The 19,583-nt window shown below is 45.9% G+C and carries 11 protein-coding genes; 2 read left to right on the forward strand and 9 right to left on the reverse strand.

All coding sequences use genetic code 11. From position 1 onward, the window contains the following. Positions 1 to 77 precede the first annotated feature (77 nt). Entirely contained in the window at positions 78 to 1,292 is a 1,215-nt protein-coding gene (dinB, locus tag BMZ72_RS20730) for a DNA polymerase IV (protein WP_089811640.1), read from the forward strand. A 10-nt stretch (positions 1,293 to 1,302) separates the two neighbouring features. Further along, positions 1,303 to 4,251, forward strand: coding sequence for a DNA polymerase III subunit alpha (locus BMZ72_RS20735; protein WP_089811641.1), 2,949 nt, complete (start codon positions 1,303 to 1,305; stop codon positions 4,249 to 4,251). 65 nt (positions 4,252 to 4,316) lie between these two features. Here BMZ72_RS20735 and BMZ72_RS20740 read toward each other — a convergent pair whose 3' ends face one another. The 9 genes from BMZ72_RS20740 to BMZ72_RS20775 form a co-directional block, all read right to left on the reverse strand. Then, the gene (locus BMZ72_RS20740; protein ID WP_089811642.1) at positions 4,317 to 5,639 is read right to left on the reverse strand and encodes an aspartate kinase; all 1,323 of its coding nucleotides are present in this window, start codon (positions 5,637 to 5,639) and stop codon (positions 4,317 to 4,319) included. Between the two features lie 77 nt (positions 5,640 to 5,716). Beyond that, positions 5,717 to 6,790 carry an Ldh family oxidoreductase gene (locus tag BMZ72_RS20745; protein WP_089811643.1) on the reverse strand — a complete coding sequence of 358 codons (1,074 nt, stop codon included), beginning with the start codon at positions 6,788 to 6,790 and terminating at the stop codon, positions 5,717 to 5,719. 56 nt (positions 6,791 to 6,846) lie between these two features. Next, positions 6,847 to 7,161 (reverse strand): DUF3467 domain-containing protein, encoded by a 315-nt coding sequence (locus BMZ72_RS20750; protein WP_089811644.1) that lies wholly within the window; start codon positions 7,159 to 7,161, stop codon positions 6,847 to 6,849. A 94-nt stretch (positions 7,162 to 7,255) separates the two neighbouring features. Then, positions 7,256 to 8,596 carry a SusD/RagB family nutrient-binding outer membrane lipoprotein gene (locus tag BMZ72_RS20755; protein ID WP_089811645.1) on the reverse strand — a complete coding sequence of 447 codons (1,341 nt, stop codon included), beginning with the start codon at positions 8,594 to 8,596 and terminating at the stop codon, positions 7,256 to 7,258. Between the two features lie 20 nt (positions 8,597 to 8,616). Then, positions 8,617 to 11,853 (reverse strand): SusC/RagA family TonB-linked outer membrane protein, encoded by a 3,237-nt coding sequence (locus BMZ72_RS20760; RefSeq protein WP_089811646.1) that lies wholly within the window; start codon positions 11,851 to 11,853, stop codon positions 8,617 to 8,619. 263 nt (positions 11,854 to 12,116) lie between these two features. Next, on the reverse strand, positions 12,117 to 13,556 hold the full coding sequence (locus tag BMZ72_RS20765; RefSeq protein WP_089811647.1) for a SusD/RagB family nutrient-binding outer membrane lipoprotein: 1,440 nt from the start codon (positions 13,554 to 13,556) through the stop codon (positions 12,117 to 12,119). Positions 13,557 to 13,575: 19 nt separating this feature from the next. Beyond that, positions 13,576 to 16,821 (reverse strand): SusC/RagA family TonB-linked outer membrane protein, encoded by a 3,246-nt coding sequence (locus BMZ72_RS20770; RefSeq protein WP_089811648.1) that lies wholly within the window; start codon positions 16,819 to 16,821, stop codon positions 13,576 to 13,578. A gap of 97 nt (positions 16,822 to 16,918) precedes the next feature. Further along, a complete protein-coding gene (locus BMZ72_RS36375; protein WP_143087735.1) occupies positions 16,919 to 17,152 on the reverse strand; it encodes a hypothetical protein in 234 nt (77 codons plus the stop codon). A gap of 168 nt (positions 17,153 to 17,320) precedes the next feature. After that, entirely contained in the window at positions 17,321 to 19,333 is a 2,013-nt protein-coding gene (locus BMZ72_RS20775) for a helix-hairpin-helix domain-containing protein (protein ID WP_089811649.1), read from the reverse strand. Between the last annotated feature and the right edge of the window lie 250 nt (positions 19,334 to 19,583).

Here is a 19,583-nt window from a genome sequence, read left to right on the forward strand (position 1 = left end):
TCAACTAAAATTATTAGTAAATTTGTCTGACATGAGGATTCACAGGGATCATCATTTCATGACCATTATTTACTTGTATGATTTCTTTGCAACACAGATCCATCGCTCATTTCGACATGGACAGCTTCTTCGTATCAGTGGAGTGCAGGGACGATAACAGCCTGAAGGGAAAACCACTGCTCGTCGGCGGTATGAGCGACCGGGGCGTTGTAGCTGCCTGCAGTTACGAAGCCCGCCGCTATGGCATCCATTCTGCCATGCCGATGAAGGTTGCGCTTAAATTATGTCCCCACGCTATCGTCAGAAGAGGCGACGTTGAAAAATATAGCCAGATCTCCCGCGAAGTAACCGGACTCATAGCTGATAAAGCTCCACTGTACGAGAAATCATCTATCGACGAGTTCTATCTCGACCTCACCGGGATGGACAAATTCTTCGGTTCTATGAAATGGACCGCCGAATTACGCCAGCATATTATGCGGGAAACGCAACTACCCGTTTCTTTCGGACTCGCCTCCAACAAAATGATCTCTAAAGTAGCTACCAACGAGGCTAAGCCCAATGGTCAGCTGGAAATACTCTTTGGAAATGAGAAATCTTTCCTTGCACCTATGCCGGTGGAAAAACTCCCCATGGTGGGTAAGGAAACAGCCAGCCAGCTGCGCCGCCGCGGAGTAGAAACCGTAAAAACGCTGAGCGAAATACCGCTTTCCCTGCTGGAAGCCTGGTTGGGAAAAAATGGTATCTCCCTATGGAATAAAGCCAATGGTATCGATGAATCGCCCGTTGTACCCTACCATGAACAAAAGTCTATCTCCACCGAAAATACTTTCCATACCGACACCATCGATATGCAGTTCATACATGCGGAACTCGTGCGTATGACGGAGAAAATAGCCTTCGAACTCAGACAGCAGGATAAACTCACCGGCTGTGTCACCGTCAAGATCCGCTACTCCGATTTTGAAACCGTTACCAAACAGATGACCATCCCCTACTCCAGCAGCGACCATGTGCTCCTGGAAAAGGTCAAAGAACTGTTTACCAAACTATATGACAGAAGACTGCTCATCCGCCTGATAGGCGTACGCTTCAGTCACCTGGTACACGGCAACCATCAGATCAGTCTGTTCGATGACACACAGGAAATGATCTCCCTTTACCAGGCCATAGACAATATCAAAAACCGCTTCGGATGGCAATACCTGATGCGGGGTACCAATGCAGTTCCCCAGTCGAAAAAAGCGGATGTAAAACAGCCGGATATTATGCCGTATCCCAAAGTGAGATAAACCAACGCTTATGTATCTGAACTGCAAAACTTTCTTCAGCCTCCGCTATGGTACCATCGACACAAAAGAGCTGGTGAAAACAGCCAGGCAGATGGGCATCACCTCCCTGGCGCTCACCAATATCAATATCACTTCGGATACCTGGAACTTTGTAAAGGAATGTCAGGATAATGGGATCAAACCTATTATCGGACTGGAATGCAGGAACAATCACGATCTTAAATACATCCTGCTGGCCCGTGATATGGATGGCTGGTTTTATATCAACAGATTCTTATCAGATCATCTGCATAAAGACCTGCCCTTCCCCGACCGTGCACCTGCATTCCCCGGTGTATTCGCTATTTATACCTGGAATACCGTTCCGCTAAAGGATCTCTATGAACATGAACTCGTTGGCATCCGCAAGCGGGATATCAACAAACTATTCCGGGTGGATACCCTGTCCTTCCAGGATAAACTCGTCATCCTGCACCCTGTCACTTACCAGGATGCGGATTACTATCAGCTCCATCGCATCCTACGCGCTGTCGATCAGAATATCCTGATCAGTCAGTTGCAGGATCATACTGCGGCACAGGCGGATGAAATGTTCATCTCACCTGGCGATCTGTTCGACAGCTTTGAACAATATCCGCATATCATCAGCAACACCGTGCGTATCATGGACGCCTGTCAGATCAGCTTTGATTTTAAGTCACCACGCAATAAAAAATACTTTACCACAAGTGAAGAGGAAGATCATACGCTCCTCCGTAAACTCGCGTATGAAGGCATGCTAGAACGTTACGGACCGGATAATACGGAAGCAAAAGAGCGGATAGAAAAAGAGCTGGACGTAGTACAGGGGCAGCATTTCAATGGCTATTTTCTCATTACCTGGGATATCATCCGTTACGCACAGGAACGTGGATTCTTCTATGTAGGCCGTGGCAGTGGCGCTAATTCCATTATCGCATATTGTCTGAAAATAACAGACGTCGATCCCATAGAATTGAACCTCTATTTTGAAAGGTTCCTCAATCCTTACCGTAGTTCCCCACCAGATTTTGATATCGATTTCTCCTGGAAAGACAGGGATGAGATCATTGAATATGTATTCAAAAAATATGGTACCGCACATACCGCGCTTTTAGGTACCGTCACCACTTTCCAGCAGAATGCCACCATTCGTGAACTGGGTAAGGTATACGGTCTGCCAAAACATGAGATAGATAAGATCCTGGATACACCTTTCAATCCTGATCTCTCCGGCGATAATGTACAGCAGAAGATCCTGCGGTATAGTCAGCTGATGTCTAATGATAACAAGGCATTTCCGAACCACCTCAGCATTCACGCAGGCGGTATCCTCATCAGTGAAGCACCCATTCATCAGCATTGCAGCACCTATCTGCCGCCTAAAGGATTCAGTACCGCACAACTGGATATGCACCAGGCAGAAGCCATCGGATTGTTCAAATTTGATATTCTCAGTCAGCGTGGTCTCGGACATATCCGTGATGCGATCAACATTATCAAAGAAAACAAAGGCGATGAGATAGATATCCACAATGTAAAAGCATTCATGCGCGATGAACGGGTAAAACATGCATTGCAGACAGTCAATACCATTGGATGCTTCTATATTGAATCACCTGCCATGCGGCAGTTACTCCTGAAACTTGAATGCCACGATTACCTGACGCTGGTCGCCGCCAGTTCCGTGATACGTCCCGGCGTAGCACAATCAGGTATGATGCGGCAATATGTGCATAACTACCGTAACCAGCACCAGGTCGTGTACCTCCATGAGATCGTGAAAGAAGTGCTGAGTGAAACCTTCGGTATCATGGTCTATCAGGAAGATGTGATTAAGATCGTCAGCAGATATGCAAATATGGACCTGGCAGATGCAGACATCTTACGCAGGGCAATGGCCGGTAAATACCGTGGACAGGGAGATTTTCAGAAAATAGAACAGCAGTTCTTCGGCAATTGTAAAAAACTCGGCAGACCAGAAGCCGTGACAGCTGAGCTCTGGCGACAGATCGCCAGCTTTTCCGGTTTCTCCTTTTCAAAGGCACACTCTGCAAGTTTTGCGGTAGAAAGTTATCAGAGCCTGTTCCTGAAAACATATTATCCCGCAGAGTTCATGGTTGCGGTTATTAACAACTTTGGCGGCTTTTATAACAGAGAACTGTATTTCCGGGAACTACAGAAAACTGGTGTTACCATCAAACCACCCTGTATCAATCACAGTGATTACCTGACGCGCATCAACAATGATATCGTATACACGGGTTTTATCCATGTAGAAGGACTGGAGGTAAAATGGATGGAACGGCTACTGGAAGAACGACAGCAATACGGCGCTTATGCCAGTCTGGAAGACTTCACTACACGTATAGCGCCTCCTCCGGAGCAACTGGATATCCTCATCAGAATAGGCGCCTTTAACTTCGACACTTACACAAAGAAAGAGTTATTGTGGAAAAGCAGCCTTTTACTGAAAGCGAAGTCGCCACATGCAGAACATATACAACCCTTGTTCCGCGAGGAATTGCCAGACTGTCAACTACCCATGCTGGCCTACACCGCACATGAAAATGCATTTGAAGAGATTGCGCTGCTGGGGTTTCCCCTGTGCTCTCCTTTCACCATTCTGCAACATGATCAGAGCAGGTATATTACTGCAAATAATTTCAGGCATTACACCGGCCAAACGATCAATGCGCTGGGTTATCTCGTCTGTACCAAAGGTATCCATACCAGCAAAGGCATTCCTATGAGTTTCGGGACCTTTATGGACATAAACGGCGACTTTATTGATACGGTCCACTTCCCGGATATCCTGCGCAAATACCCCTTCCAAAAGGGCGGATTTTACATGCTACAGGGGAAGGTCACAGAAGAATATGGCGTATTCTCTATAGAGATCAGCTATATGCGAAAGATCGGTTACTTTGAAGACCAATAAACATTGTTATAAAAGAAAAGGGTCCGCCATCAGGCAGACCCTTTTTTTATCCTTTATTACTGTGCTTAACCCAGGTTGAATAAACCTTTGTTCAGCAACTGTAATGTTTTCTCTTTGTGTTGTCCACCGATCAGGATGGAGATGTTGTGACGGCTGCCACCGTAAGAGATCATCCGTAAAGGTACTTCGTTCAGTGAATCGAAGATCTTCTTCAGGATGGAAGGAGTAGCCGCTACTTCATTACCAACGATAGATACGATGGTCTGGTGGTGATCCAGTTCAACAGAACCGAATGGCTGCAATTCTTTCAGCAGCTGGTCCAGCTGAGGAGTATTTTCTATTGTCAGGGAAACCGCTACTTCAGAAGTAGTGATCATGTCAATAGGTACGCGGTATTTCTCAAATACTTCGAAGATCTTACGGAGGAAACCGTAAGCCAGCAGCATACGGCTGGATTTGATCTTGATAGCGATGATACCGTCTTTAGCAGCGATTGCCTTCACACCGTCGCCACTTGGCAGTTCGGTGATGATAGTGCCTTTCGCTTCCGGCTGCATAGTGTTCAGCAGTTTCACCGGAATGTTGAAATGCTGTGCAGGCCATATAGATGCAGGATGGAGGATCTTCGCGCCGAAGTAAGCCAGTTCCGCTGCTTCGTCGAAAGACAGCTGCTCGATCGGGAAGGTCTTTTTCACCACTCTCGGATCATTGTTGTGCATACCGTCGATATCTGTCCAGATCTGTACTTCAGCTGCCTGGATAGCCGCGCCGATCAGGGATGCTGAATAGTCGCTACCACCACGTTTCAGGTTGTCTATCTCGCCTCTTGCGTTGCGGCAGATATAACCCTGGGTAATGAATACGGTCTCACTTTTATGTTTTTCCAGCAGGTTGCCCAGCTTGATCTTGATCTTCGGAATTTCAGGCTCCTCATATTCATCGATGCTCATAAAATCCAGTGCTGACAGCAGTACGGATTGCACGCCGGCTTCTTCCAGGTATACGCTGAACAGACGGGTTGACAGTAATTCACCCTGCGCCAGTATATCCTTATTCAGCGCTTCGTTGAAAGATATCTTAAGAATGATGTTCAGGAATTCGAAATGCTCGTCAACAACAGCGGTCGCCTTTGCACGGGTCTCGTCCTGCTTGACCAGGGCTTCACAAAAAGTCCTGTAATGTGCTTCCAGCTTATCTATCTGGCCCTTTGCCTGTTCCCTCTTACCCTCAGAAAGGGATTGTCCGATTTCTACCAAAGCGTTGGTAGTACCGGATAACGCGGATAATACCACGATCTTGGGCGCGGTATCGGCAGTTACCAGACTGGCCACGGCATGCATACGTTCCGGTTTACCTACGGAAGTGCCACCAAATTTTAAGATCTTCATTACTGTTGAATTGTTATATGTTTGACTGGTACAAGATTGAGCGTAAAAAGCCGCAAGTTCGTGCCTTTATGTCGACTTTAAAAATCCAATTTAAATTTTCCCGCTACTTCCTGCAGATCTTTCACTACCGGGTCCAGTAACGGAATACCTGATACTCTTCGCTCTTTCTCCATTTCCCGCTCAGGATCTCCTGGTATCAGCACCTGCTCACCGGCAACAGGCGTTGCCTGGCGGAAACGGGTGATCCATTTGTCCATGTGCTCCTTGAATTCATCTGCCGGACGGAATGCGTCTACCCTCATTGCTCCCAGGAAATGCCCCAGCCCTTCTCCTACCGGATCCGGCGCCAGGGGCAGGAAGCTTACGAATGGAGGCGCCCAGGGGCCATAATTGGCGCCTGACAATACCGCGGAGAAGATATCTACGATCGCTCCCAGACAGTACCCTTTATGGCTGCCATGATCACGGTCGCCACCCAGTGGCAGCAATGCACCACCGGATTTAAGCTCGTGCGGATTGGTACTGGAATTCCCCTCTTTATCCTGGATCCAGCCTGTGGGCGCTTCCTGGCTTTTGCGCTGGAGGATCTCCAGTTTGCCATTGGCAGCCGTTGTTGTAGCAAAATCAGCCACAAATGCCGGTTGCTCTTTCGCCGGAATCGCTACCGCTATCGGGTTGGTGCCCAGCATACGCTCCGTGGAGAATGTAGGGGCTACCAGCGGACTGGCATTGGTCATAGCCATTCCGATCATATCCTTTTCGAGGGCCATCATTGCATGCTGACCCGCAATACCGAAGTGATTGGAGTTCTTTACACTCACCCAGCCGCTACCCACGGCAGCCGCCTTTTCAATGGCTACTTTCATGGCAAAGGGTGCTACCACCAGTCCGAGACCGGCGTCGCCATCCACTACAGCTGTGCTGGGTGTTTCGTGTACCACACGCACATTGGGAGTTGCATTTATCCTGCCGGCTTCCCATAAGCGTACATATCCGCTCAGGCGGGCTACGCCATGAGAATCAATACCCCTCAGGTCAGCTGATAACAATACCTCGCTGGCCGTTTCAGCGTCCTGCGGAGGGCAACCCATTTTAATAAAAACCGATCTGGTAAATTCCCGTAAGTGGGGATAAGAGACTATCTGGCTCATGATTCGATTATCCTGTTTCCTGTATGCTTACCGTACAGCCTGTTCAATAATGTGGATTACGCCTGCGCTGTAGGTCCGCCGAAATTCATCGGAACAGAAACAGGTTCCTGGTCCTGAATAGTACCATGTGCTGCTTCATACTTCTTGATATTATCGACCATCGCTCTCATGAAACGTTTGGCATGCTGAGGAGTCAGTATGATACGGGACTTTACTTTGGCTTTAGGCAGACCGGGCATTACATTCACAAAATCCACCACAAATTCTGCGTTAGAATGGGTAATAATGGCCAGATTGGCATAAATACCTTCTGCTATTTCCTCGCTCAGTTCAATATTGAGCTGCGCCTGTTCTTCCTGCTGATTTTCCATATTGTTTTCGCTTTTGCGGTACAAATGTAAAAAAGAGACCTTAATATAAAGGTCTCTTTTTAAAACATCGTTCACTGAAGCGTTCTATATACTGTTATTGCGCATCCCACCATATGCGGCGGGTCAGCCTGGTATTGGCCGGCGTATTGGTATTGTAGCGCACCTCACTGCTCGGATAATACAGGGAGCGTGGCAGTGCACCGCCCAATACGTTACCATCCGGGGCGGTCAACTGAGGAAAACCTGTCCTGCGCCAGTCTGTCCATGTCTCAGGACTCAGGAACAGGGCAATATATTTCTGAGTGATGATATCCTTCAAAGTGATCGTCGCCGCTGTTTTGGATACAGTAGCCAGATAGGCGGTGTTATTGATCGTCCTCTGCAGGTTAGCCCTCACGCCTTCATTATAGGCAGCCGCAGCAGCTGTAGGATTGCTTGCACGGAACTGTAATTCAGCCTCCATAAACTTCTGCTCATCGTATGACAGGAAGTAAACGGGGGAATTCGCAGAACCATACAAAGCACCTAAAGCACTTTCATCAGAAGGATCATAATACACCGCATACCTTGGATCATTGGCCCCCTTCATCAGGGTATTCAGGTAACCGGTGAAAATGATATCTGCACGCTGGGTATTGAACTGGTACCAGGGCGCCTGTGTAGTTGTCGCACTGCTGCCGACAAACTTTACAAAAGCACCTTCCCCGGCTTCAAATCCATTGGCCAGCTGCGCCAGTGCTTTTGCCTGTGCTGTAGCGTCCACTTTTACAGTGTGCAGGTAGAATTTGGCTTTCAGCGCATGGGCAAACTTTAGCCACATATCCAGGTCGCCCTCAAACAGGAGATCGTCGTTAGACCCCGGCTGGAATTCACTGCCATCATCCTTTCCCAGATCAGTGATCGCTTCATCCAGTAAAGTATGCAGACGGGTATATATAGCCTGCTGGTTGTCATACTTCGGCTGGGTATTGTTCAATCCCTGGAAAGCTTCTGAATAAGGCACATCTCCCCAGAAATCAGTTACCTGACCCAGATCATTCGCCATCAGGATCTTACCTACTGCTGCGTAATGCAGCTGACCTGCTGCTGTAGCTACCGCGATCAGGGTGTCAATATTTGTCATAATAGACCCGTAAAAACCAGCATACCACATGTTATCCACATCATCGGGGGTGATGTTGTAGATATTGGCGCTGGCGGACTGATTAGCAGCGCCGGTCACCTGTTGCATGAAAATAGACGGGAAACGGGAAGCATCCCCGCCCCAGGTATAGGCACTCTGCAGAATAACACCTGGCAACAGGGAAGACGCCGTTGGGTTCTTCAGCTGTGAAGGGTCATCGTTAATGCCATTATAGAAATAATCCTTCCGGCAGCTCTGCGAGAGGACCAGTAAAAACAGTAAGGGCAGTATATATTTGGTTATCCGTAACATGGTGATTCGTTTTTAAAGGGTTAGAATTTAAACTTGAAGTTCAGACCGAAGCTGGCTGTACCCGGCATATTGAAATAATCAATACCCTGTGCATTGGTAGCTCCTGTTAAACTGGTTTCAGGGTCTATCCCCTTGTATGGAGTCCATATAATGATGTTACGTGCAAATGCGTTCACGTTAATTCCTTTCACAAACCTGGAATCTTTGAAAATACTGCCTGGGATGTCATAAGACAGTGTGATCTCACGCAGTTTCACAAAAGAACCATCATCTATGAAAGTCTCTGTCTGCGCACCGAATCCACCACCATTACCCAGGTACCAGGCTTCATCCAGCGGTACAGAGGTCGTATTTACTGCACCTCCGCCAGGTTTTTCCGCACCACCTTCATTATGCACTACTTCTCCTGACTCGCTCAGATGTCCCATTACGCCAGGGAATACCTCCATTTTTCCTCTGTCCAGTGTGTAGGCAGATGTTCCGATTGCCTGCAGGGAACCACGGGTACCATTCCAGAGATCACCTTTATGTTTCCAGTCAACCAGGAAATACAGGGAGAATCCCTTGTAGGCGAATGTGTTACCAATACCCATCAGGAATACCGGGTTCGGATTACCTACCCTTGTCTGTACGTTGGATACCACCGGATAACCGAAGTCACCACTGTTATCACTGATCACGATACGGCCCTGTGCATCCCGCTGCCATCCATAAGCGTAAATAATACCAGCTGGCTGACCAGGCAGATGCGCGATCACTGTACCGGTAAATCCATTCACCGTGATCTGATTGATACCAGGCGCTAAAGCCAGTACTTTACTACGGTTCATACTGTAGTTTACGAACAGATCCCAGGTAAAGGCATGTCCGGTCAGTGGTTTTGCGCTCAGGGTCATTTCCAGACCATTATTCCTGATAGAAGCCGCGTTCAGGTTCACATACTGGTAACCGGCAGAACCTGCCATCGGAGATCTTACCAGCAGATCGGTACCTTTTGAATGGTAGGCGGTCGCATCCAGTCCGATCCTGTTATCCAGGAACTGTAACTGTAAGCCTGCTTCATAAGAAACGGTCTTTTCAGGTTTCAGATTCGGATTACCCAGTACATTATTCAGTGAGAAACTACCTTTTCCATCATATGGGAAGGAAACACCGGTAGTATATCCATCAGGATAGGTAGTAGGTACAGAGAAGGATTTGGTCAGGAAAGCGCCGGGGTCTTTACCCACCTGTGCGGCTGATAACCTGATCTTACCAAAACTCAGCACTTTACCATCTTTCAGTCCTTCCAGCTCAGTAAAGACAAAGCCAAGGCTGGCAGATGGATAGAAGAAACTGTTGCTTTTAGGTGGCAATGTGGAAGTCCAGTCATTACGTCCGGTAATTTCCAGGAATAACATGGATTTCAGATCCAGGTTGATATCAAAGTAACCGGAGATCCTTCTGTAAGGGGTGACATAATTATAGGACTTCTGTACGGTAGCATTACTGATATTGTCATAACCAGGAGAGGTCAGACCATCACCCTGTACATACAGTTCGTCCATTCTGCGGGAATAAAGGTTATTACCCACCTTTACATCCATTCTGAAGTCTTTGGAGAGCTGTCTTGCCCAGGTAATGATCGCATCTGAGTTGACACTCTTATAAGTGTATCTGTCATCAAATAAACGACCACCGTTATAAGCACCTGACTGTATTTCATAGTACTGATGACGGTTATCACTATACACATCGGTACCGATACGGTAAGTCAGTGTGAAGTCTTTGATAAAGTCCCAGTCAAACTGTAAACTACCGATCAGACGGTTTACTGCTGTCGTATAGGGGTTTTTGTTGATGGTCCAGAACGGGTTATCATATATCCCATTACGGTAAGAACGCTGCAGACCGTTAGAGAACAGATAAGTGCGGGGATCATCTGCATCCAGTCCGCCGTTGGAGTTATCAAATGAAATAGGCGTTCTGGTGAGACCCAGCATAATACCTGACAGGTTACTACCATTCTGCGGCATACTACCATTGGAGACGTTAAAGTTAATATTGGCGGATGTCCTGATCTTTTCAGAGATCTTCAGATTACCGGCCAGTGCTACTGCTGTACGCTGGTTGTATTGCAGCGGTACAATGGAGTTCTGGTAGTTATGAGAGACGGACATTCGATAAGTGGCAACGTCTGTACCTCCGGTGAATGAGAGGGTATTATTGTAGGTAGCGGCCGTACGCCAGAAATCGCCCGTATTATCATAAGGCACAAATTTCACCTTGGCATTCGGACTGGATGCGCCGACTACGTCCCCATGAATGTCGTATTCATTAGGAACGCCGGTCCAGAACAGGGTGTCTACGTTTGGTCCCCAGGAATACCTGTTGGTAGAACCAAAACCCGCCAGTACACCACCGGAACCTTTCACAAACTGTTTCTGGATCTCAGGCAGTCTGTTTACTTTATCAAAAGAGATTCCGGTACTGAAATCAACTGATATCTTACCAGCTTTACCTCTTTTAGTAGTAATAATAATAGCGCCATTTGCCGCATCTATACCATAGATAGCTGCAGCAGCCGGACCTTTCAGCACGGAGATACTTTCTATATCATCCGGATTGATATCTGCTCCACGGTTGGTGTTGGTAGCACCCTGGAGCAGGTTGTTAGTCGCATCGGCGGGGTCGCCGGAATAGTTCTGTGAATTATCCACAGGAATACCGTCAATAACAAACAATGGCTGGTTATTACCAGTCAGTGAGTTGGTACCTCTTAATTTTACAAAGGTGGCGGCGCCGGGCGTACCACCGGAGCCTATTACCTGCATACCGGCTACTTTACCTGACATAGCCCTGAGCGCATCACCCTGGCTGGCTTTTATCAGGTCATCGCCTTTGACATCCTGGACTGCATATCCAAGGGCTTTTTTCTCACGTTTGATACCCAAACCGGTTACAACTACTTCCTGCAGGTTCCGGTTATCCTGGGCAAGGGAAACGTCGAGTGCTGCACCGGCACCTACCGCAACTTCTTTGAGGGTAAATCCTACACTTCTGACCTGCAGAATGGCATTATTGCCATCTACCAGCAGCTTGAAATTCCCGTTCTGGTCTGCAGTGGTACCCTTGCTGGTACCTTTAATCTGCACAGTAGCATACGGGATGGGGACGCCGTCGCTTCCTGTAACGCGGCCTGTAACTTCACGCTGTTGCGCGTAAAGCCCTGTCATAATACAAAAGAGAAAATACAAACACAGTAAATGTTTTTGCATAACGGTTCCGATTTATTTGTACACCGGGGTGGTGCGGTTAATGAATCACAAGCGGAAGAATAAGATCCATTATGTGCTGTTACGACTTATGCTTATAAGCAAATCCAATCGCTATTCTGTTGATTGATTTACAACGGGTTCTACTGCTATAACAAACATAATTGATTAGGGTTCGGGTATTAACAAAAAAAGCGCCCTCCCCTAAGGATTGAGGAAGGCGCTATTATCAATTCTAAATCTTGTACAGAGCAGTCTAAACGGGCTTATTTCGTATTCCAGAACAATTTGGTTCCATATGTGTCGGTGCCGATCGACTTAGCGGCAGCTTCATAATTGTTCTTATTCAGGTTCTGCTCACTGGCAGGGTAAGTCAGTCTTACAGGGATATTAGCATAGGTCATGCCCGTTGGGACGTTGAAAACAGGGAAATCCAGTCTTCTCCATTCTGTCCATGCATCATATCCTCTGTTGTACAGCGCGATATATTTCTGCGTACCTATTTTCTGCTGCCATGTACCGGTAGCAGTTGCATAAGCTACTGATGCCTGTGCCAGGTAGGTATTTGCCTGTTCAACAGTACCACCCCAATAAGTGATAGAAGCAGTTACGCCATTATTGTAATGCTCAGCTGCAGTACCTGTTACAGTCAGACCTCCGCGTGCAGCAGCCTCGGCCAGTGCAAATTCTACTTCTGAATAGTCGATCAGCAGTGCTTCGAAATCAGCTGCTGTAACTTTTGCGCTGATGTGAGAAGTGGTTTCATAGTCCGCACCGGAACCATAAGTACCACCTACATACTGACCGCCAACAGCTGTGAAATAGAACGGACGTCTTGGATCACTCACTGAATTCATCAGGTTCACCAGTGTATTAGCAGGTACATAGTCCGCACGGTTGCTCTGTACCAGGTCAACCCAGATTGGGTTAGTATTTGGCTGAGCAGGCAGATATTTCAGACGGAAGTTATCAGCCTGGGAAGCGATCACGTTACCAGCTGATTCATTGATAGCGGTTGTTGCAACAGCAGCAGACTGCTGATCATCCAGGGCAACCAGACCCATTTTCAGACGCAGGGAGTTTGCAAATTTGATCCATTGTGCAACATTACCAGCATATACCAGATCCTGACCACCAAAGCTACCATGGGTAGTTTTCAGACCGTCAACATCTTTTTTCAGACGTGCCAGCAGATCTGCATATACAGTTCTCTGCAAATCGTAGGCTGGAGACAGATTTTCTGTAGTTAATGCGCTGGTATATGGAATATCACCAAAGGCAGTTACCAGTACGAAGTAAGAGTATACCTGTGCGATGTCAATGATCAGCAGTTTGTTTTGTTTAATCACTGCCTGGTCATCAGACAAAGGAGCTACTCCTTCGATCAGGATTCTCGCCTGATCCAGGTCTTTCAGTACATCACGGTACATCGAATGCCAGAAAAACTGTGGTACGTTACGTGCAGCCAGATCATAGCGGCTTTCATCCAGGTAGGTTACCTGAGACTGCTGCTGCGCCAGTAATCTGAATACGTTCAGGTTCACGTTGTTTGACGTCATCAGGTCAAACAGGTTCTTCTCTGCAGAAGTAAATACCATCTCACCAGGTACATCCAGTGCTTTCTTCGGGTCGCTGTTCAGGCTGTCCAGTTTAGCACAGGACGAAGCCATTAACAACGCTGACATATATACAAATATCTTTTTCATGTTGCTTGTTTCGTTTTTTTTAGAAGCGGAATCTCACGTTAAAACCAAAGTTGCGGTATGTAGGATAAACACCACTCTGGTAACCCTGGATGTTACCTGCTGCCAGGTTCTCTTCAGGATCAGCATAAGGAACATTCTTGTGGATGATCCACAGGTTACGTCCCAGTAAGCTGAGGTCGATACCCTTAAATATTTTCAGGTTGTTCACAAGGCTTCCTGGCAGGGAATAGGTCAGATTCACCTCACGCAGTTTCACATAACCTGCATCATAAATGAACTCTTTGTTTGGATAACCGTTCACACCAAGACCACGGGTACCACTCACGCGTACACGCTGTGTATTAGGTTTACCATCACTGGTCACACCTTCGAAGATGATACCACCACCCTGTGAAACGTCATCTCTGATATTTTTACCCAGATCGTTCAGTCTTACGCTTTCTTCGTAGATACCGGTTGACTGTCCGTAAGCCTGGTCAAGGGAGTAAGTATCACCACCTTTCTTGATATCGATCAGGAAAGACAGTGCCAGACCTTTGTAACGAACGGTGTTGGTAACACCACCAATCCATTTTGGAGTGTAGTTACCGATCACTTCATTCGCTGTTGCTGTCGTTTTATAGTAACCTGGCAAAACAGCCTGGCCTTCCTGGTCTTCAACTACACGCTGACCAGTAGCTTTGTCGTAAATAAAGTCTTTACCACGGATCACACCATATGCCTGACCAGCAGCGTGACCGATCGTCACATTGCTCTGCAGGGCGCCTAACTGGATAAAGTCAAGTCCTTCCGGCAGATCCAGTACTTTACTTCTGTTCATAGACCAGTTTGCATTCACTGTCCATGAGAAGTTTTTGATTCTAACCGGAGTTACACCCAGGCTTACTTCCACACCTCTGTTACGGATAGTACCAGCGTTGATGAACATCTGATCGTAACCGGTAGCTCTTGAGATAGGTAATCTCAGGATCTGGTCAACAGATTTGGAGGAATAGTAAGTCAGATCCAAAGTCAGGATGTTGTCGAATAATGCGAGTTCAACACCTGTTTCGAATGATTTTGTACGCTCAGGTTTCAGGTCCGGATTTCTCTTGATAGCAGGTACAGAGAAAATAGGTGTGCTACCAAAACCACTTGGCTTATCGTACGGATCGTACAATGCCTGTGCGGGCGCACTGTTACCTACCTCAGCGTAGTTAATACGTGCTTTACCATAGTTCAGCCATTTAGCTTTTACCACTTCAGAGAAGGTAAAGCCTAATGAAGCGGCTGGATAGTAGTAGGAATTGTTGTTAGCCGGCAGTGTAGATGATTCATCACGACGGCCTGCCAGATCCAGGAATAACATGTTTTTATAACCGATCGTTGCACTTGCAAACAGACCATTCACCTGCATCAGACTATCTGCTTCTTCAGGAGCAAGCATCGGATTTACAGAGTTGGACAGTGAATACAGGTGAGGTACAACGAGACCACCATTAGTGGAAGCACGGAGGTACTTCGCATGTGTACGTCTGATGTTACCACCCACTAAACCGGTTAATTTGAAATCTGTGCTTAATTGTTTGTCAATATTCAGCATCAGATCGTAGTTGTTCTCTATGAAAGAACCGTCATATCTTGAATAAGAAGAAGGATTTTTACTACCTACAGCATTACGCTCTTCCTGCCACTGATTGTAAGTATCCATGCTTGTTCTGCCTAAAACAGACAACCAGCTGTTGATCTGATAATTCAGTGTTACGTTACCGAAGTAGCGGATACGACCATCCTGTTCGAAGTTCTCGTATCTCATGAAGTAGAAGTTATCAGTATAAGTTGGAATCGGATTAGTAGGACTTGTCAGGTTCCATGACTTGTTCAGTTTATCTCTGAAGTAGTCGTCTTTCTGATCTTTCATGTCGATGTTCATCTGCCACCACTGACGGAAAGCCTGGTTCACGTTATATTCGTCATAACCTGTACCGTAACGGCCTTTACCATCAATTTTAGACATATTCACATTTGCACTCGCAGTTAATTTGTCTGTGAGCTTGTAAGATGCGCCGAAGTTCAACATGTCTTTTACAAGACGTGCGTTCGGGATCATACCGTTTTCAACTGTTTTGGTGTATCCCAGTTTGAAATTTCCTTTATCGTTACCACCGTCAACAGCTACGCTATTGTTGGTAGTCAGTGTATTCTTGTAGAAGTAGGATGGATCGTGCTCACCAGCAACCCAGGGTCTTGCTTTTTTGTAGTAAGGTGATCTTGGATCGAGTGACTGATAGTTGAACACCATCAGGTTCGGATCGAATTTAGCACCGAAAGAAGCATCTTCTTTCATTGGTACAGCCAGGTCACGTGTACCATCGCCATCGATATCTGCATACCAGAAATGACCATCAGGAGACTGGTAAGTGTTATCTTCAACATCATAGTAACCAGCACCGTATTGTTTCTGATATTTAGGGAATGTACTCTTATCCATTGTACCTACAGTCAGACCAGTATTTACAGTTACGTTCATACCTGATCTGCCTTTTTTGGTAGTGATCATGATCACACCGTTAGCGGCACGTGAACCATATAACGCAGCAGCAGCGGCACCTTTCAGTACGCTTACAGAAGCTACGTCATCAGCGTTAATATCGGAAGCAGCGTTACCGTAGTCAAAACCACCACGACCAGTAGTCTGGTCAGGTGTGTTTGCAACAGAGTTATCAACAGGTACGCCATCTATTACGAATAATGCCTGGTTTGAGTTCTGGAATGATTTGTTACCACGCAGTACGATGTTGGTAGAACCACCCATGGTGCTGTTCCTTCTAACTTCCAGACCGGATACTTTACCGGACAGGGAGTTCACAACGTTCGGATCACGTGTTCTGTTCAGCTCTTCTGCCTGAACAGTCTGCGCTGAATAAGCCAGCTCATTCTTTTTTCTGGTAATACCAAGGGCTGTAACTACAACCTCCTGTAAGTTTTTGTCCTCCTCTTTTAATTGTACAGTAAATGCAGAAGATGCACCTACAGTGTAATCAATTGTTGCATAACCAACGCTTCTGATTACCAGTACAGGGCTCGCGCCTGTTACAGATAATTTGAAATTACCCTGTTGGTCAGATGTGGTTCCGCTTGATGTCCCTTTAATTTGTACTGTTGCGAAAGGTATAGGCGACCCGTCTGCACCGGTGACCTTCCCCGTAATCTGACGCTGTTGTGCATACGTCAGGGTTACACTCACCATGAGCATGGTGAAAAAGAGTAACGCTCTTTTCTTCATATACGATTTAGATTTAGTTGACAATAAAATTTTTAACGGGTTCCCTTTGTTTTGCCGGTATCAGACGCGGCATATTGCAAAAACCTTTTATCAGGGTTTAAACCACAGCTTGTTTACCAATAAGTTTGTTGTTGAAATTTAAGGTGTTGTTGAATCTTAAAGAACCATCCGGGATGAAGGCGGCAAGACCCTGGATGGTTGTTTGTTGTGAAGCGGAATTGATCCCACCCATGCCGTTAACGGAAATATTACTATACCGTCGAAAACAGGTTGACATAATTGCATTACTAGCTATAGCAGCACAGGATAAAGAGATTCCGGCCTCTTTCATATTACGATTTAGATTTTGGTTGAGGACCACAATTTAGAGATTTTTTTTTCTCTGCACCAAGAAAAATTTAACCTTTTTTTAAGAGAGAGGAAAATTTACATATGTACACAGATATTTTTCAGTCACATATGAAGGAAAATTTAACATTGATATTTGTCTATTTTATCGCTAGAATAAGTGTTGAAATTGACATTGTAATAGGCTTTTCCTGTTTCCTTTCACTTCATCCCATCCATTGCCGATACTACTCAATTGCCCATATATAGTTAATTCATATCTGAGCCAGAAAGTAAGTCCGGCAGCCGTTTTCCACCTGATCCGCGCCTGTAACTGATGCCCCTCTCCGGTTAAGCGTGACAACGCATATTCATATAATATACCGGAGGTAATGGTGTATAAACTTGTGTTGCTTCCATCTGTCATGAAGCGGGTATAGCGTATATATAATTGTAAAGGCCGTTGCGCGCATTGATACAACATTTCATAGAACAATAAGAAGCCTTGTTGCGTACTTTCTTCTTTTACATAACGGCTTAATTCAACCCTGCTTTTCATTGTAAGATTTTCCATTGCCAGTATACGTGATTGTATACGCCAGCTTTTCTTTTTCACTGTTACCAGCGGAGGTAAAAAGAAGTCAGTGGCATCACCGTTTTCCTGTTTGATCAGATAGCTATATCGCACAAAAAGTTCTGTCTGTTTATCAGGTGTATAGGTCATAGCCATCAGCAGATCCCGGCCTCTCCCCCGTCCGGCGGTCCGGTACTGTAACCAGGGAAAAGTAAAATGATCTGCATAGGCATTCAGTTTCACATGTCCGCTAAGCTTTATGCTGATACCCGTGTAAATACCTTTTTCGTTAACGGGTTTATAAAATTCTCCCCAGGCATCTGCATAAAACGCATGATATGCTCTGTCATAATTACGATACAGTAATACAAGATCCACATGACTGGTAGCAGTGAGTAATAAGCCATTTATCAATGCCGTCTTACCGTTATTACTCATCGCTGCTTCTCCGAAAAAATGCATATTCTTCCAGGTGATCTCATAATCTGTACTAAAGCCTGTAAGTTGCTTCCCTTCAAAGCCAAATAACTGATACGGCGCATGTCCTTTTTGTATCGGTGCAGACAAATGATGCTGTATAAAATTAATTCCCAGTTTCCGGTTATTCTCTTCTATGGTTACATTGGCTCCCACAGTCAATTGCGCAAGCGAGCCTTTTCTGGCGGCTTCCGTCTCTGTACGATGATAACCACTATTCGCAGCAATACTGCCATCCGGTAAGCGATGGGATATAAATGTTGTCGCCTGCCATTTTCCTTTTCCTACAGTCATACCAGCTCCTCTGAAAAAGTTAGACTCCCCTGCCGAAGCATACGGTTTCAGCAGTTCTCCTTCTCTTTTTACCTGCATCACCGTAGCGCCTTTACCAAATGCCAGGGATTGCCAGTTCAGTAGTCCCTGCCCCATATTCACCGTAAAATCTCCCAGTGCCAGTGACTTTATCCACTTATACTGTCTTATGAACAAATGCACACTATAGAAATCAAATCCGCTGCGTTGCGTACCTTTAAAAAATGCTTCACCTGCATCCTTTTCCATTACAGCCCCCCAGCTGATATAATGCGTAAGATTATACCGGTATCGCAACAGTAATTTATCCGGACTACCCAGGTAATGAGCGACCGTTGTATCTGTAGATACATAGCCCCTGCTTTTCTCCAGCTGCCGGCCATATCTGCATAGCAATGTATGTTCTCCTTTTTTCACATAATCTCTCCAACTGTAATGCGGTTCCAGATCTTTGCCTACCTGTACATAAGGCAATAATCTGCTGATCAACTGCATATCAAAACCAGGTATCGCCTGTAATTCATAGATGCTGAGCAGATCGCCCAGCTGCTGCCGGTATCTCAACAATTGTTGTATCTGCATTACAGACAGTATATGCAGTGATTTCAATAAAGCAACACTATTTGTATTCAGATTTATTTTATGCCGTATATAGGCCTGTAATTGCTGCCAGTGCATATCATCTTCCGGTACCTGATCGGTATGTGCTGTGTAATCTTCCAGCTGACTTTCTTCAGCGGCAGTTAATTCAGGGAGTGTTTGTGAATAAGTGTAGATATGTATGAACAGCGGCATAATACACGCTAAGATTTTCAATGTCATATGGTGGTGTATTTAACAATGTTGTGAATAAGATATGCATCCGGCTTAGTTGCAGATAATGCTAACAACAACACAAATATTGACGTATGTGTGCATGACCCTCTAACTAACTTTCTTCAGCGGAAGTTAATTCTGGAAGTATTTGTGAATAAGTGTGAATATGTATGAACAGCGCGATAATAAACGATAAGGCCTTCAAGGTTATATCGAAGTATATTCAACAATGGTGTAAATAAGATTTCAACTAATG

This window comes from Chitinophaga sp. YR627 (genome assembly GCF_900114995.1).
Taxonomy (GTDB): Bacteria; Bacteroidota; Bacteroidia; order Chitinophagales; family Chitinophagaceae; genus Chitinophaga.

Bases quoted from the DNA above. Each gene is read 5' to 3' on its own strand.
- dinB (WP_089811640.1), top strand. From the start codon at position 78: ATGATTTCTTTGCAACACAGATCCATCGCTCATTTCGACATGGACAGC.
- BMZ72_RS20735 (WP_089811641.1), top strand. From the start codon at position 1,303: ATGTATCTGAACTGCAAAACTTTCTTCAGCCTCCGCTATGGTACCATC.
- BMZ72_RS20740 (WP_089811642.1), bottom strand. From the start codon at position 5,639: ATGAAGATCTTAAAATTTGGTGGCACTTCCGTAGGTAAACCGGAACGT.
- BMZ72_RS20745 (WP_089811643.1), bottom strand. From the start codon at position 6,790: ATGAGCCAGATAGTCTCTTATCCCCACTTACGGGAATTTACCAGATCG.
- BMZ72_RS20750 (WP_089811644.1), bottom strand. From the start codon at position 7,161: ATGGAAAATCAGCAGGAAGAACAGGCGCAGCTCAATATTGAACTGAGC.
- BMZ72_RS20755 (WP_089811645.1), bottom strand. From the start codon at position 8,596: ATGTTACGGATAACCAAATATATACTGCCCTTACTGTTTTTACTGGTC.
- BMZ72_RS20760 (WP_089811646.1), bottom strand. From the start codon at position 11,853: ATGCAAAAACATTTACTGTGTTTGTATTTTCTCTTTTGTATTATGACA.
- BMZ72_RS20765 (WP_089811647.1), bottom strand. From the start codon at position 13,556: ATGAAAAAGATATTTGTATATATGTCAGCGTTGTTAATGGCTTCGTCC.
- BMZ72_RS20770 (WP_089811648.1), bottom strand. From the start codon at position 16,821: ATGAAGAAAAGAGCGTTACTCTTTTTCACCATGCTCATGGTGAGTGTA.
- BMZ72_RS36375 (WP_143087735.1), bottom strand. From the start codon at position 17,152: ATGAAAGAGGCCGGAATCTCTTTATCCTGTGCTGCTATAGCTAGTAAT.
- BMZ72_RS20775 (WP_089811649.1), bottom strand. From the start codon at position 19,333: ATGACATTGAAAATCTTAGCGTGTATTATGCCGCTGTTCATACATATC.